This is a genomic window from Brevibacterium atlanticum, assembly GCF_011617245.1.
In the GTDB taxonomy this organism is placed as follows: domain Bacteria; phylum Actinomycetota; class Actinomycetes; order Actinomycetales; family Brevibacteriaceae; genus Brevibacterium; species Brevibacterium atlanticum.
Window position 1 is genome coordinate 2,953,752 of the sequence record NZ_CP050152.1, and the last position, 15,368, is coordinate 2,969,119.

15 protein-coding genes are annotated in these 15,368 nt (G+C 66.0%); 8 read left to right on the forward strand and 7 right to left on the reverse strand.

Annotated elements, in window-relative coordinates; genetic code table 11:
* Positions 1-92: 92 nt before the first annotated feature.
* Both sucD and sucC read right to left on the reverse strand, forming a co-directional pair.
* A complete protein-coding gene (sucD, locus tag GUY23_RS13210) occupies positions 93-989 on the reverse strand; it encodes a succinate--CoA ligase subunit alpha (RefSeq protein WP_166972999.1) in 897 nt (298 codons plus the stop codon).
* A gap of 18 nt (positions 990-1,007) precedes the next feature.
* On the reverse strand, positions 1,008-2,177 hold the full coding sequence (gene sucC / locus GUY23_RS13215) for an ADP-forming succinate--CoA ligase subunit beta (RefSeq protein WP_166973001.1): 1,170 nt from the start codon (positions 2,175-2,177) through the stop codon (positions 1,008-1,010).
* Positions 2,178-2,375: 198 nt separating this feature from the next.
* On the opposite strand from sucC, the gene GUY23_RS13220 reads away from it, so the two are divergent.
* From GUY23_RS13220 to GUY23_RS13235, 4 genes are all read left to right on the forward strand, one after another.
* Positions 2,376-2,870 carry a MarR family winged helix-turn-helix transcriptional regulator gene (locus tag GUY23_RS13220; protein WP_166973003.1) on the forward strand — a complete coding sequence of 165 codons (495 nt, stop codon included), beginning with the start codon at positions 2,376-2,378 and terminating at the stop codon, positions 2,868-2,870.
* A gap of 43 nt (positions 2,871-2,913) precedes the next feature.
* Positions 2,914-3,603, forward strand: a complete 690-nt coding sequence (locus tag GUY23_RS13225) for a GNAT family N-acetyltransferase (protein WP_166973005.1) — start codon at positions 2,914-2,916, stop codon at positions 3,601-3,603.
* 112 nt (positions 3,604-3,715) lie between these two features.
* Positions 3,716-4,426: a hypothetical protein gene (locus GUY23_RS13230; protein WP_166973007.1), complete on the forward strand. Its 711-nt coding sequence runs from the start codon at positions 3,716-3,718 to the stop codon at positions 4,424-4,426.
* Positions 4,427-4,603: 177 nt separating this feature from the next.
* Positions 4,604-5,863, forward strand: coding sequence for an FAD-dependent monooxygenase (locus GUY23_RS13235; protein WP_166973009.1), 1,260 nt, complete (start codon positions 4,604-4,606; stop codon positions 5,861-5,863).
* A 6-nt stretch (positions 5,864-5,869) separates the two neighbouring features.
* Here the strand turns inward: GUY23_RS13235 and GUY23_RS13240 are convergent, their stop codons facing one another.
* The 5 genes from GUY23_RS13240 to GUY23_RS13260 all read right to left on the reverse strand — a co-directional run bounded on the left by GUY23_RS13240 (position 5,870) and on the right by GUY23_RS13260 (position 11,238).
* Positions 5,870-6,328 (reverse strand): hypothetical protein, encoded by a 459-nt coding sequence (locus GUY23_RS13240; protein ID WP_228282318.1) that lies wholly within the window; start codon positions 6,326-6,328, stop codon positions 5,870-5,872.
* A complete protein-coding gene (locus tag GUY23_RS13245) occupies positions 6,325-7,428 on the reverse strand; it encodes an adenosine deaminase (protein WP_166973011.1) in 1,104 nt (367 codons plus the stop codon). Before GUY23_RS13245 ends, GUY23_RS13240 begins: the two co-directional genes overlap by 4 nt.
* A gap of 54 nt (positions 7,429-7,482) precedes the next feature.
* Positions 7,483-8,628 (reverse strand): BMP family ABC transporter substrate-binding protein, encoded by a 1,146-nt coding sequence (locus GUY23_RS13250; protein WP_228282320.1) that lies wholly within the window; start codon positions 8,626-8,628, stop codon positions 7,483-7,485.
* Between the two features lie 128 nt (positions 8,629-8,756).
* Positions 8,757-9,929 (reverse strand): amidohydrolase, encoded by a 1,173-nt coding sequence (locus tag GUY23_RS13255; RefSeq protein WP_166973013.1) that lies wholly within the window; start codon positions 9,927-9,929, stop codon positions 8,757-8,759.
* Between the two features lie 199 nt (positions 9,930-10,128).
* On the reverse strand, positions 10,129-11,238 hold the full coding sequence (locus GUY23_RS13260; protein ID WP_166973015.1) for a mannose-1-phosphate guanylyltransferase: 1,110 nt from the start codon (positions 11,236-11,238) through the stop codon (positions 10,129-10,131).
* 412 nt (positions 11,239-11,650) lie between these two features.
* Between GUY23_RS13260 and sdhC the strand changes: the two genes are divergently transcribed.
* The 4 genes from sdhC to GUY23_RS13280 are packed head-to-tail and all read left to right on the forward strand — an operon-like array spanning position 11,651 to position 15,040.
* On the forward strand, positions 11,651-12,028 hold the full coding sequence (gene sdhC / locus GUY23_RS13265; protein WP_166973017.1) for a succinate dehydrogenase, cytochrome b556 subunit: 378 nt from the start codon (positions 11,651-11,653) through the stop codon (positions 12,026-12,028).
* A gap of 1 nt (position 12,029) precedes the next feature.
* Complete coding sequence (locus tag GUY23_RS13270) at positions 12,030-12,479, forward strand: succinate dehydrogenase hydrophobic membrane anchor subunit (RefSeq protein WP_166973019.1); 450 nt, start codon at positions 12,030-12,032, stop codon at positions 12,477-12,479.
* Positions 12,480-12,488: 9 nt separating this feature from the next.
* Complete coding sequence (gene sdhA / locus GUY23_RS13275) at positions 12,489-14,249, forward strand: succinate dehydrogenase flavoprotein subunit (RefSeq protein WP_166973021.1); 1,761 nt, start codon at positions 12,489-12,491, stop codon at positions 14,247-14,249.
* Positions 14,249-15,040, forward strand: coding sequence for a succinate dehydrogenase iron-sulfur subunit (locus GUY23_RS13280; protein WP_166973023.1), 792 nt, complete (start codon positions 14,249-14,251; stop codon positions 15,038-15,040). The genes sdhA and GUY23_RS13280 overlap by 1 nt, the downstream gene beginning before the upstream one ends.
* The last annotated feature ends 328 nt before the right edge of the window (positions 15,041-15,368 follow it).

The window sequence follows — 15,368 nt, forward strand, 5'->3', positions numbered from 1 at the left end:
TGTGCACTTCAAGGGGACAGTTGTGTGCGTGCTGCCTGCCGATTCGGCAGTGTGTGCCGGTCAGGTGCTCACCCGTTTCGAGAGCACTCGACTCAGGCGAGGAGTCCGCGCATGAGCTCGGCGGTCTCGGTCGGGGTCTTGCCGACCTTGACGCCTGCGGCCTCGAGCGCTTCCTTCTTGGCCTGAGCGGTTCCCGACGAGCCGGAGACGATGGCGCCGGCGTGGCCCATGGTCTTGCCTTCGGGAGCGGTGAAGCCTGCGACGTAGCCGACGACCGGCTTCGACACGTTCTCCTTGATGAAGGCCGCGGCACGTTCCTCGGCGTCGCCGCCGATCTCGCCGATCATGACGATGGCTTCGGTCTCCGGGTCGGCTTCGAACGCCTCGAGCGCATCGATGTGGGTGGTGCCGATGACCGGGTCTCCGCCGATGCCGATGGCGGTCGAGAAGCCGAGGTCACGCAGCTCGTACATCATCTGGTAGGTCAGGGTGCCGGACTTGGAGACGAGGCCCAGCTTGCCCTTCTTCGTGATGTTGGCCGGGATGATTCCCGCGAGCGACTCGCCGGGGGTGATGATGCCCGGGCAGTTGGGTCCGATGATGCGGGTGGCGTTGCCAGCCGCCTGCGCACGGGCCCAGACCTCGGCCGAGTCCTGCACCGGGATGCCCTCGGTGATGATGACGAGCAGTCCGATCTTGGCGTCGATGGCCTCGATCGCGGCGTCCTTGGAGAAGGCCGGGGGCACGAAGGCCACGGACACGTCGGCACCGGTGGCTTCCATCGCCTCGGCGACGGAACCGAAGACGGGCAGCTCGATCTCGTTGCCGTCCTTGTCGTTGTGCTTCACGGTGGTGCCGGCCTTGCGGGCGTTGACACCGCCGACGACGTTCGATCCGGCGGCGAGCATGCGGGCGGTGTGCTTCGAGCCCTCTCCACCGGTGATGCCCTGGACGATGATCTTCGAATCGGAATTCAGGAAGATAGACATTGTTGTAGAGACCTTTCCTTACTTGGCAGCAGCCAGTTCGGCGGCCTTGTCGGCTCCACCGTCCATCGTGTCAGTGAGAGTGACGAGCGGGTGCGCGGCATTCTTGAGGATGGCGCGACCTTCGTCGACGTTGTTGCCGTCGAGGCGGACGACGAGCGGCTTGGTGGCCTGGTCGCCGAGGATCTCGAGGGCCTTGACGATGCCGTCGGCCACTGCGTCACAGGCAGTGATTCCGCCGAAGACGTTGACGAAGACGGATTTCACCTGGTCATCGCCGAGGATGACGTCGAGTCCGTTGGCCATGACCTCGGCCGAGGCGCCGCCTCCGATGTCGAGGAAGTTCGCAGGCTTGACCCCGTTGTGGTTCTCGCCGGCGTAGGCGACGACGTCGAGGGTCGACATGACCAGACCCGCGCCGTTGCCGATGATGCCGACCTCGCCGTCGAGCTTGACGTAGTTGAGGTCGAGCTTCTTCGCCTTGAGCTCGAGCGGGTTCTCCGCGCTGATGTCGCGCAGCTCTTCGTGCTCCTTGTGGCGGAAGTCGGCGTTATCGTCCAGGGAGACCTTGCCGTCGAGGGCGATGATGTCACCGGCACCGGTCTTGACCAGCGGGTTGACCTCGACCAGGGTGGCGTCTTCGGACTCGAAGACGGTCCACAGGCTGGTCAGCACGGGGGCGATCTTCGCGGCGGTGTCGGCATCGAAGCCGGCAGCCTCGGCGATCTCGGCGGCCTTCTCGGCGTTGATGCCGTCGATGGCCGAGACGGGGATCTTGGCGAGCGCTTCCGGGCGTTCCACGGCGAGCTGCTCGATCTCCATTCCGCCTTCCTTGGAGCACATGGCCAGGTAGGTGCGGTTGGAGCGGTCGAGGAGGACGGAGAAGTAGTACTCCTCTGCGATGTCGGCACCCTCGGCGATCATCACCTTTTCGGTGATGTGGCCCTTGATGTCGAGTCCCAGGATGTCCTTGGCGCGGGCTTCGGCCTCGTCGGGGTTCTTCGCGACCTTGACACCGCCGGCCTTGCCGCGGCCGCCGATCTTGACCTGCGACTTGACGACGACCACGCCGCCGCCCAGATCTTCCGCTGCCTTCTTCGCTGCTTCTGGTGTCGTCGCGACCTGGGCCTTGAGCACGGGCACTCCGTGCTTCTCGAACAGGTCACGTGCTTGATACTCGAAAAGATCCACGTGTATTCCTTCGCTCTCGCTGCCGGGCGGTTTGCCCTTGCAGGTTCGTTGACGGATGCAACAACCAAGGACAACCATATTCCCAAACGCACCCGTCCTTCCAAACCCGCAGGTTAGATGGACCCTCGAGAGTAAGCAATATCTCGTCAAAAAGTATCTTTGTGGGCAAGATTCTTGATATGGACGTAAAATCGGTTCATGGACGAAGTGGATCGAATAGTCGCAGCCTGGCGACACGAACGTCCGGATCTCGACGTCTCACCGATGGAGATCCTCTCCCGCGTCTCGCGCCTGGCTCGCCAGCTCGACCTGGCGCGGAAGGCCAGCTTCTCCGACTACGGCATCGAGGGGTGGGCCTTCGACGTCCTCTCCGCACTGCGCCGCTCCGGCGAGCCCTATCAGCTCTCTCCCTCGACCCTGTTGCAGGAGACCCTGGTCACCAGCGGCACCATGACCAACCGCATCGACCGCCTCGTCGCTCGCGGCTGGGTCGAACGCCGACCGGACCCGGGGGACCGTCGCGGTGTGCTCGTCCAACTCACGGACAGCGGTCGCGCCACCGTCGACTCGGCCCTGGCGGATCTGCTGCTCAAAGAGCGCGCCATCCTCAGCGGGCTCACCCCCGCCGGCAGCCGCAAGCTCGCCTCCCTGCTGCGCGAACTCTCCACAGGTTTCGACAGCGACGAGGAGTGAGGCACTTCCGTGCCCACCCGACCCCGACGACGAGGAGCCAGCCATGACCGATGACCTCACGCACTACGCAGGGGCACAGCCGCCTCGGCGCGAGACGATCCACGGTCGCACCGTCGACCTCGAACCCCTCGATCCCGCCGCGCACGGTGATGCGCTCTTCGCTGCGGTCTCCACGCCCGAGGGCATCGAGGAACGGTTCCGCTACCTGCCGCAGACCCCACAGACCGATCGTGCGGAGTTCGATTCCTGGATCGCCGAGGCGGCTGACAGTCCCGATCCCCTCTTCTTCGCCGTCGTCGACCGATCCACCGGTGTTGCCGTGGGCCGACAGGCACTCATGCGCATCGATACCGCCAATGGCGTCATCGAGGTCGGACACGTTCTGTGGGGCCCGGCCCTGTCGCGGACCCGAGCGGCCACCGAGGCTCTCTTCCTCTGCGCCGACTTCGCGTTCACCCACGGCTACCGCCGTTTCGAGTGGAAGTGCGATGACGCGAATGCGCCGTCGAAGCGGGCGGCCGAACGCTTCGGCTTCACCTTCGAGGGCCTGTTCCGCCAGCATCTCATCGTCAAGGGCCACAATCGCGACACCGCGTGGTTCTCCATCATCGACTCCGAGTGGCCGGCGCTGCGCATGGCCTACCTGACCTGGCTCGATGACGCGAACTTCGACTCAGACGGCCAGCAGAGGCAGGGTCTGCGCGAACTCATCGCCGACGCACGACAGGGATGAGTCGGCGCTCGGCGCTTTCGCCGCTTCGCCGCGCGTCCGCCCGGGCTCGAGCGTGCCCGCACATTAGGCTGGACGCGACACCACTTGGCCCCGGATGACACCTCGAGGAACCATGCGACTTCGCCCACTTGCCCTTCTGTCCGCCGCTGTTCTGTTGGCCACGACGACGGCCTGCGTGTCGACGCCCGAGGAGACCCGCCCCCAGGAGCGCCCTTCGGTGAGCAAGGAGGAGGTCACTCCGATCGAGACCCCCAAGGATGCTCCGAAAGTCACCGTCGTCGACTCCTCCCCGGGCGGGAAGAAGGACACCGACCCGCTGTGGCAGGGACTCGCCGAGGCGGCCGAGAAGAAGACCCCCGCCTACCTCAAGGTCTACGTCCATACCGGAAATCCTGAGGTGCCCGACTCCGGGGAGATGACCGTGACCGCCGACAGCCCTGACAGCGTCAGCGTCACCGTCGATGCAGAGAACGTCGACGATGATCTCTCGCCGTTCCTGCTCATCCACGGCACCTTCGATGTCGACGAGATCGGCAACTCCGCGTACACGCTCAAGACCGTCGACGATGAGGACATCGCGGAGCTCGACCCGAAGGGCCCTGACGATGAGAAGCGCTGCACCGCCGAGGATGCACAGGACCGGATCGGCCTCGCCGCCGACGACCTCGCCGATGATCCCGATCGCCGCGAAGAGTTCCGTCAGCAGTGGGGCGGCTCACCGCGCGTGTGGTGGGGCATTCAGATGACGGCGATCAGCCTCGGTGAAGAGGGCGGCGTTGCCGGTGACTACCTCACCGAGGCCTGCGGCGACTACCTCCAGTAGCCTGACGGCCCACCGCAGCGGGCCTATGACTCTGCGCGACCCGGGAACGGTTCGCTAGGTGGGCGAAATGGTCGCCTCGACCGCGCGGACACCCGACCATTTCGCCCACCCAAGGCAGCGGAAACCGACCGTTTCGACCACTTAAGCGGCGGGCAGGGGCCATGGGATGATGCAGTCATGAGAATCGCGATCGTGGGTGCGGGAATCGGCGGTCTTTCGGCGGCCGTAGGGCTGCAGAGAGCCGGCGCCGAGGTGACCGTGTTCGAACGCGCGCACGAGGTCAGGGCCGGTGGTTCGGGATTGTCGATCTTCGCCAACGGTCTGGCCGCCCTCGATGCCTTAGGGCTGCACGACGAGTTCGCCGCCGTCACCGACGTCAGCGTGGAAGGCTTGACCGCAGGTCAGCGGCACTCCGATGGGAGGTGGATCGCCCGTGTTCCCGACGACTCGGTCGGTGCCCTGCGCATCGTCGATCGTGCCGATCTCCACCGGATCCTCCTCGATGCACTGGAGCCCGGAACCGTGCGCACGAGCGCCGAGGCGGCCTCGGCGCTGGCCGACGGAACGCTGAGCCTCGCCACAGGTGCCGACAGCCGCTTCGACCTCATCGTCGGTGCCGACGGATTCCGTAGTTGCATCCGTTCCAGCGTCGCCGGGGAAGCGGTGGCACCGCGGTACTCGGGATACTCCGCTTGGCGCGGCATCACCTCGGCGCCGGTGGATCTGAAGGGTGAAGCCGGGGAATCAGTCGGCCGCGGGCGTCGGTTCGGCATCGCCCCGCTGGCCGACGGCCGGGTCTACTGGTTTGCGGTGGCGAACATGCCCGAGGACGCTGCCTTCCCCGATGAAAAGGCCACGGTCAGGGATCTGTTCTCCGGCTGGCACTCCCCCATCGCCGAGCTCATCGACGCCACCAACGCCGAGGCGGTCCGCCGTACCCCGATCTGCGACCTCAGCCGCCCGCTGCGGTCCTATTACGTCGGCCGGGTCGTGCTCCTCGGTGATGCGGCGCATGCGATGACTCCGAACCTCGGCCAAGGCGGAGGGCAGGCACTCGAGGACGCAGCGACACTCACCGCCCTGCTCACCCCGCTGCTCGCACACCGCGGCGCTGGAAGCGCTGCTGAACTCACGCACGAACCGTCGTCCGACCTCGGCGAGGGTGCGAAACACGACACGGGCCACGCACCCGGCACGGACCCAGAATCCGACATGGACCCGGAACTCACTGCGGCCCTGCGGCGTTTTGATGCGCTGCGCCGGCCGCGGACGCAAACAATCGCGAGGAAGTCCCGGCTGATTGGGCGCATCTTCCAGCTCGAGAATCCACTGTTCGCCGGCCTCCGCGACGCCGTCTTCTCAGCAGTTCCCGGGAGGATCATCGCGGCTCAGGCCGCGAGCGTGCAGAAATGGTCTCCTCCAGCCCTGCCTCGGTGAGACAGACTAGTCAGCCAGCGCGCGGTTGTAGGCGTCGACGGTCGCCGGCAGGAAGAAACCCAGGATCACGGCGATGGCGGAGACGAGGCACGCCAGCCCCAGCCACAGGGTTCCGCCGATGACGGAGAATCCGAACACGATGACGAGCAGCTCGAAGGCGATCGACGCCGGCCGGGCCCACCGATGCAGGCGCCAGGCTCCGCGGGCCGCTGCCGCGATTCCGGCGGCGAAGATGAGGAACATCACGGCCAGGCCGGTGAGCGGGACCGCGTACTGTCCCGCCCCGATGGCCGCGATGAGGAACGACACAGCCGCACCGGCGAGGGCCAGTGCCTGGAGGCAGAGCACCACGACGACCAGCAGCATCGCCCGTGGAGTGGGGACACCGTGGCCACCGGGACCCGAGGAACCGCCCGGCTCCTGGGGGCCGCCGGTCGCAGCGGTTCCGTCGTTGCGTGGACTCAAATGGTCACCCGAGCGAATCCCGGGATGAGGATCTCATCAAGCATGCGCTCGCGCACGTCCAGGGGCAGGAAGGCAGCGGTCACCGCATTGACGGTGGCCCATTCGAGATCCGTCTGCGTCCAGCCGGCCTCGTCGACGAGCAGTCGCATCTCACGGCTCACCGAGGTGCCAGACATCAGCCGGTTGTCCGGGTTGATGGTGACGGCGAAGCCGAGGTCCTTCAGTCCGGTGATCGGGTGGGTGGCGATGGTTCCGCCGATGTCGGTCTGCAGGTTCGAACTCGGGCACAGCTCGAGCGGGATCTGCTGATCGAGGACCCACGCGGCGAGGCTGCCGAGCTGGCCCTCCCCTTCGACGATGTCCATGTCCTCGACGATGCGGGCACCGTGACCCAAGCGCTGCGCGTGGCAGATGGTCACGGCCTCATGGATGGACTCCTTTCCCGCGGCTTCTCCGGCGTGGACCGTCACCGGCACGTACGCCTGGTGCAGGGCGTTGAACGCCGACAGGTGCGCCGACGGCGGGAAGCCCTTCTCCGGTCCGGCGATGTCGAAGCCGACGACACCGGATTCCGAGCCCTTCTCACGGTGGCGGATGGCCAGCTCGGCGATCGCCAGCGAGTTCTCCGCTTGACGCAGTGCGGTGATGAGCTGACCGACGCGGATGAACTTACCGTCGGCGGCCGCCTCGGAGACACCTGCTTCGAGGCCTCCCTGCACAGCATCGACGACCTCGTCGAGTTCGAGTCCGCCTTCGAGGTGCTGTTCTGGGGCCCATCGGGCCTCGGCGTAGAACACGCCGTCGGCGACCTGGTCGAGGACCCATTCCTTGGCGACCCGGTGCAGACCCTCACGGTCCTGCATGAGCGCAACGGTGTGGGTGAACGTCTCGAGGTAGCGGACGAGGTCACCGGAGTTCGCGGATTCGGAGAACCACTTCCCCAGCGACTCGGCGTCGGCGGCCGGCAGGGTATGGCCGATGCGATCGGCCAGTTCGATCATCGTCGACGGGCGCAGACCGCCGTCGAGGTGATCGTGGAGGGAGACTTTGGGCAGCTGCAGGATGGGGTCGTCGGAGGCGACGCCAGCGGGTACATTCATCACCGCCTCAGCTTATCCGATGACACCTCACTTCGCCTGAGATCCGCACCGCTCTCACCCCTCCGGGTCGATCTCCCCGCTCTTGATCCGCTCTCGCAGATCCGTGATTCCGCGGCCGGCGTCGGAGACGCGGGAGAGGAATCCGTCCTCGGCGACGATCCGGACCCCGCCGTTGTCGAGCGTGCCCAGGTAGTGTCGGTCTCCGACCCGGAAGCCGCCGATCTCCTCCGGTGCCTCCTTCGACGCCGGGGCCACCTCGTCGGGGTTCTTGCTCTGCGGCCAGTCGGGGAACATCGTGCGCAGGCCGCGCCGAACGTTGGGCTCGACGGTCGCGACGATCGACTTCGAGAAGCCTCCCGCAGTTCCGTACCAGACGATCTTCGGCAGGCTCGGCCGTTCGTCGGCCCCGTCTTCGGACTTCTCCGCGTCCGTGAGCAGCTCGGTGCGCTCCTCCTCCGCCGAGGTGATTGCTCCCATCGCGGCCGCCGAGCCGAAGGGCACGAGCACGTCGACGTCATCGTCGAAGGACTCGCCGAAGTAGTCCTCCCCCGCCTCCCGGGTGTCATCGATCGTGCGATCGACCGCCGAGCCGCCGCGATGGGACGTCACCTTCTGCGCACCCTCGTCCTTCTCCTTGTTGTACAGGTCGACCCCGGCGTCGAAGGCGGTGAGGATCTTCTTCGACTGTGGGAAGCCGCGGGAGACGACGACGCCGACCTCCCCGGTCTCGCTGGCGGTGGCGGCGATGTAGCCGGCGATGAATGCCGGCGGTACGAGGTCGAAGTCGACGCTCAGCACGTTCTTCGGCAGATCACGCGAACCGCTGGAGACGCCGAGGAACAGACCGTCGGGGTGGGCGGAGGCGAAGCTGCCGAGCGCATCGGCACCGCCGGGTCCGATCACCGAGGTCAGCGCGCAGTCCTGATCGTGCATCCGCTGCAGCGCCGCCGAGGTGGCCGAGACTCCCGATACTCGCTGACTCGAGGTGCCGGAGAAGACACCGGCCCCGCGAGCCAGTTCCGCCTCCTCGAGAGTCAGGGCCCCGGCCGAATGATCGTCGAAGCCGGCGGGTGCGGAGACGAAGCAGCCGAGCTTCGGCTCCTCGAGAGCTTCGGGGGCCGTGACGGAGCAGGCGCTGAGCGTGAGGATGCCGACAGCGGCGAGTGCGGCGATCGCGGTGGCCCGAGCTCTCATCCTCATGAGTCCAAGATTATCGGCCAGTGCTGACACGACGTAATCAGCCCTGACACGGCGTGATCAGCCCAGGCACGGCGCCCCCGGTTCTGACGCGGAGTCAGCAGTCCAGGCAGATGGTGAGCAGTGCAGGGTCAGCGTTCGCGCTCGAGGACCTTGAGTGCGGTGGCGGTGAAGACACGGGCGGCGATCTCGACCGCGCGTTCGTCGACGAGCAGATCTCCCTGATGGATGTCGTAGGTGATGCCGCCGGGAGTGCGGGTGCCCAGACGCACGAGCGCGCCCGGACAGTGAGTAAGGTACCAGGCGAAGTCCTCCCCACCCATCGACTGCGGGGTCAGTTGGACGGAGTTCTCCCCCAGCTCGCCGCGGACCGCGGTTTCGATGAGGGTGACCTGGTCCTCGGTGTTGACCACGGGTGGGACACCGCGGCGGTGTTCGAGGTCGACCTCGACCCCGTACGGGCCGGCGATGCGGTCGACGAGTTCGGGCAGCACCTCGGCGACCTGGTTCCACCCGTCGACGTCGAGGCAGCGCAGGGTGCCGCGCAGGATCCCCTCGCTGGGGACGACGTTCGCGGCGTGGCCGGAGCTGATCTCGCCCCACACGAGCGAGATCGCGTGGCGCGGGTCGATGAGGCGGCCCAGCGTCGAGGGCAGGTCCGTGGCGAGCTTGCCGAGCGCGTACACGAGATCCTCGGTCAGGTGCGGCCGGGAGGTGTGCCCACCGTGACCGGACAGGCGGATGATGACGGTGTCGCCGGCGGCGGTGATGGCACCGATGCGCGAACCGACCTTTCCGATGTCGACATTGGGGTCGCAGTGGACGGCGTAGACCTCGGGCACGTCGTCGAGGACACCCTGCGAGATCACGCGCAGCGCACCTCCGGGGGTGACCTCCTCGCCGGGCTGGAAGATCAGCCGCACCCGGCCGCCGAGTCCTCCGGGCCGAGTCTCGTGGATCTTCTGCAGAGCGATTCCTGCGCCGATGAGTGAGGTCAGGTGGACGTCGTGGCCGCAGGCATGCGCGACACCGGGCACCGTCGAGCGGAATTCCTCGTCGATGAGGTCATCGACGGGAAGGGCATCGATGTCGGCGCGCAGACCCACGGCCAACGGTCCCTGACCGACCTCGCAGACGACCCCGGTTCCCTCGAGCCGCTGCGGCTTCAGGCCCGCGGCTTCGAGGCGGGCGACGATCTTGTCGGTGGTTTCGAACTCTTGGAAGGACAGTTCCGGATGGGCATGGATGTCGCGGCGGAAATCGATGAGCTCTGCACCGATCTCAGCGATAGTCGAGCTGATCACGTCGGGTCCTTCGGGAAACACGGGTCGGGGATGGGCAGTGTCGAACATTGGAAGCAATGCTAGGCACTGGTCGTCACAATTGTCCTGATTGCGACCAATTTCGACATACTCCGGCGACGGTGCGGCCGCGGCGGCTCGGCCTGCGCCTCGCGACTCGCACGCGACCTGCCTGCGTGAGCGACGATCCAGCAGCGGTGGCTCAGAGCAGTTCGTCGAGTCCGCGTTCACCGGCGACGGACACAGCCTTCTTCACATCCTGCGCGTGCGAGCGGGAGGTGATGAGCAGGACGTCGTCGGTGTCGACGACGACGAGGTCCTCGAGTCCGACGATGGCCACTGTGCGCGGACCTTCGGAGAAGACGACCCCCGAGGCGTCGACCTCGAGCAGGTCGGTGTTGCCGCCGATCGAGATCACCCCGCGCGGCTCACCGGGCACGGGCTGGCGCAGCCGGGCCACGGAGTCGAAGTCCCCGACGTCGTCCCAGCCGAAGTCTCCGGGAATGACGATGACTCGTCCCGCCGCGGCCGCGGGTTCGGCGACCACATAGTCGATGGCCCGCTTCTCCAACCCGGGCCAGACCTCGCCCACCACAGTGTCGTGGTCAGGGGTGTCCCAGGCCTCGGCGATGCGGGAGAGTCCATCGAAGAGGGCAGGATCCTCCTCGGCGAGGACGTCGAGGAGGGCGGTGGCCTTCGCGATGAACATGCCCGCGTTCCAGCGGTAGCGACCGGAGTTGACGTATTTCCGGGCGGTGCTCGCGGCGGGCTTCTCCGCGAACGCCAGGGCTCGCCTGGCCGTAGGAGCCCCGTCGAGCCCGAGCAGCTCACCGGTCTTGATGTAGCCGTAAGCGGTCGCCGGGTTCCGCGGCATGATGCCGATGGTGACGATGTCCCCGGTTTCGGCGGCGGCGACGGCCTGGTCGATGACGAGACGGAATTCGTCGACGTTCGTGATCGAGTGATCGGCGGAGAAGGAGCCGACGATCGCCTCGGGATCCTCCCGGGCGATGAGCATCGTGGCCAGGCCGATGGCCGCAGCGGAGTCCTTCGGGGAGGGTTCGGTGACGATCTTCGACCGTGAGATCTCCGGCAGCTGATCGACGACCTGCTCGAGATGGCTCTCGCCCGTGACCACCCAGACGCGGTCGTCTCCGACGATGGGAGCCACCCGATCCCAGGTGGCCTGGATGAGGCTGCGGCCGAGGCCGAGCACATCGTGGAGGAACTTCGGGGTCGCCCGGCGCGAGAGGGGCCAGAGACGGGTTCCGGAACCGCCGGCGGGGATGATGGCGTGGAAGTGCGTGTTCACGATTTCAGTGTCTCAGAGTTCGGGCAGCGCTTCGCCGAGGTTGTCCGCCGTGTCGGCGACGGTCCACCCCAGACCGGAGGTGGGGCCATCCTCACCTGTGCACCACCTCAGCGCGGGTGACCGATCGAGTCGAGCACCACCTCGGCGCGGGTCGATGGTCTCGGCTCGGCACCACCTCGGCGATGGTGGGCATCTCACAGGACCACGCAGGTCAGAGCGTGAGCGAAATCATTTAGGGAACACGGTTGTGCCGTAATTGAATTTTCATGAGACACGCAATCCCAGTTTGGAGGGAATTGCCAGGGTAGTCGTGTGATCCGGCGCGCTCCGCGGTGTCTCGACTGGCACGGAAGCGGTCTGGAGCGTAGCTTCTAGACGTACACACCCGAATAATCAAGATGGAGGATGCTCCGTGGCCAAAGCGTCTACGGGCACTCTGTACCGAGGAAACGAAGGAATGTGGTCCTGGGTCGCGCATCGCGTCACAGGCGTCGGAATCTTCTTCTTCCTTCTGGTCCACGTGCTCGATACTGCCCTCGTTCGCGTCTCACCCGAGGCCTATAACGCTGTGATCGGAACCTACAAGACACCGGTCATGGCATTCGGTGAGATCGCGCTCGTCGCCGCAATCGCATTCCATGCGTTCAACGGTCTTCGCGTCATTCTGGTCGACTTCTCGAAGAGCGGCCCGAAAAATCAGAAGAAGCTGTTCTGGGGAGTCATCATTCTGTGGCTCATCATCATGATCGCCTTCGTTCCCCGCCAGCTGATGCACACCTTCGGAGGCTGACATGAGCACTACATCCATTCCGGCTCCGCGGACCGGCTATTCCCGGCACAAGTCCACCCGCTCGAAGTTCGAGATGTTCGCGTGGCTGTTCATGCGCGTCTCCGGCGTCGTCCTCGTCATCCTCATCTTCGGCCACCTCTTCGTCAACCTGTGGGCCGGCGACGGCGTCCAGGCCATCGACTTCGGCTTCGTGGCCGGCAAGTGGGCCAGCCCGTTCTGGCAGATCTGGGATCTGCTCATGCTGTGGCTGGCGATGCTCCACGGCACCAACGGCCTGCGCACCATCATCATGGACTACTCCGAGAAGCCCGGCACACGCATGGCCCTGCAGGTGATCCTCTACATCGCCTCGGTCATCGTCATCGTGCTCGGCACGCTCGTCATCTTCACGTTCGATCCCTGCCCGGCCGGAGCGGACCCCTCGGTCCTGGCTGAGTTCTGCAAGGCCTAAAGGAGAAACATGCAGGTACATCATTACGACGTCGTCATCGTCGGCGCCGGCGGCGCCGGCATGCGTGCGGCGATCGAGTCGGGACAGCGCGCCCGCACCGCTGTGCTGACCAAGCTCTACCCCACCCGTTCCCACACCGGCGCCGCCCAGGGCGGCATGTGCGCCGCTCTGGCGAACGTGGAAGAGGACAACTGGGAATGGCACACCTTCGACACCGTCAAGGGCGGTGACTACCTCGTCGACCAGGACGCCGCCGAGGTGATGGCCAAGGAAGCCATCGACGCCGTGCTCGATCTCGAGAAGATGGGGCTGCCCTTCAACCGCACCCCCGAAGGCAAGATCGACCAGCGTCGCTTCGGCGGTCACACGCGCGACCACGGCAAGTCCGCCGTCCGTCGTTCGTGCTACGCAGCCGACCGCACCGGTCACATGATCCTCCAGACCCTCTACCAGAACTGCGTCAAGCACGGCGTCGAGTTCTACAACGAGTTCTACGTCCTCGACCTCGTGATGACCGAGGTCGACGGGGTCAAGCGCCCGGCCGGTGTCGTGTCCTACGAACTGGCCACCGGTGAGATCCACGTCTTCCAGGCGAAGTCGATCGTCTTCGCCACCGGCGGTGTCGGCAAGGTCTTCAAGACCACCTCGAACGCCCACACCCTGACCGGCGACGGCATGGCCGTGACCTACAACCGCGGCATCCCGCTCGAGGACATGGAGTTCTTCCAGTTCCACCCGACAGGTCTTGCCGGCCTGGGCATCCTGCTGTCCGAGGCGGCCCGTGGTGAGGGCGGCATCCTCCGCAACTCCGAGGGAGAGCGCTTCATGGAGCGCTACGCTCCGACGATCAAGGACCTCGCCCCGCGTGACATCGTGGCCCGTTCGATGGCCAACGAGGTGCGCGAAGGCCGTGGCTGCGGACCGAACAAGGACTACGTCCTCCTCGACCTCACCCATCTCGAGCCCTCGCACATCGACGAGAAGCTGCCCGACATCACGGAGTTCGCCCGCACCTACCTCGGCGTGGAGCCCTACACCGAACCGGTGCCGGTGTTCCCGACCGCGCATTACGCGATGGGCGGCATCCCGACGAACATCGAGGCCGAGGTCCTCGGTGACAACGACAACATCATCCCCGGCCTCTACGCGGCCGGTGAGTGCGCCTGCGTGTCCGTGCACGGCTCGAACCGCCTGGGCACGAACTCGCTTCTCGACATCAACGTCTTCGGCAAGCGCGCCGGCATCGCCGCCGCGGAATACGCCAAGACCGCCGATTCCGTCGAGCTCCCGGAGAACCCGGAGACCGACGTCGTCGAACTGCTCGAGAAGATGCGAACCTCGGACGGAACCGAACGCATCGGTGCCATCCGCAAGGATCTGCAGGACGTCATGGACGCCAACGTCCAGGTGTTCCGCACCGACGAGACCCTCCGGGAAGCCCTCGACAAGATCGCCGAGCTGCGCGAACGCTACAACAACGTGGGCATCCAGGACCGCGGCAAGCGCTACAACCTCGATCTGCTCGAGGCCGTCGAGCTGGGGTTCCTGCTCGAGCTCGCCGAGGTCATCTCCGTCGCCGCCATCCACCGCAAGGAATCCCGCGGGGGACACTTCCGCGAGGACTTCCCGGATCGCGACGACGAGAAGTTCATGCACCACACGATGACCTACCTCGATCCCGAAGCGGAGACCGACGGCATCAAGGGCATGCGTCTTGAGACGAAGCCCGTCATCGTCACCCGTTACCAGCCGATGGAGCGTAAGTACTGATGAGCACCACTGCAGAAACAGCCGAACCAGCGTCGAAGATCGACCTGCCCACGAGCGTCTCGGGCGAAGGCGGTTCCATTCCGTCCTTCGACTGCACCTTCCGGATCGCCCGCTTCGATCCCGAGGTCGACTCGGAGCCGCACTGGGAAGAGTACAACGTCACGATGTACGGCACCGACCGTGTGCTCGACGCCCTCCACAAGATCAAGTGGGAGATCGACGGCTCGCTGTCCTTCCGCCGGTCCTGCGCCCACGGCGTGTGCGGTTCCGATGCCATGCGCATCAACGGCCGCAACCGCCTGGCCTGCAAGACCCTGCTCAAGGACCTCGACACGTCCAAGCCGATCACCGTCGAGGCGATCAAGGGACTGCCGCTCGAGAAGGACATGATCGTCGACATGGAGCCCTTCTTCCAGTCGTACCGCGAGATCATGCCCTTCCTCATCACCTCGGGTCACGAGCCCACCCGTGAGCGTCTGCAGTCGGCCGAGCAGCGCGCGGCCTTCGACGACACCACGAAGTGCATCCTCTGCGCCTCGTGCACCTCGTCGTGCCCCGTGTTCTGGACCGACGGCCAGTACTTCGGACCGGCCGCGATCGTCAATGCGCACCGATTCATCTTCGATTCGCGCGACGAAGGCGGGGACATGCGCCTCGAGATCCTCAACGACAAGGAAGGCGTGTGGCGCTGCCGCACCACCTTCAACTGCACCGAGGCCTGCCCGCGTGGCATCGAGATCACCAAGGCCATCGCCGAGGTGAAGCAGGCGGTTCTCCAGCGCGCCTTCTGATCCACGTGAGCTGAGTCCGACGGTCTGTGTCAGACGGTCTGAGTCAGACTGAGAGCGGCTCCGCACCAATCGGTGCGGGGCCGCTTTCGTCTGTGCCGCCTCGGTGCGGGGCCGTCTTCGTGCGTGCCGCCTCGGTGCGGGGCCGCTTTCGTGCGTGTACCGACCTTCGCCTGCGCGATAACCATGGTTCGGCCCATCGCGGAGCCGCCTTCCGTTCGGCACACCTTTCTCCGGAAAACTCACCGAAGAACGTGAGTATCCCAGAGCAGAGCGTGGCAAACGGGCTGCCTACTCGAGCCGATCGGTGAGGGGAACCTGAATACTGACG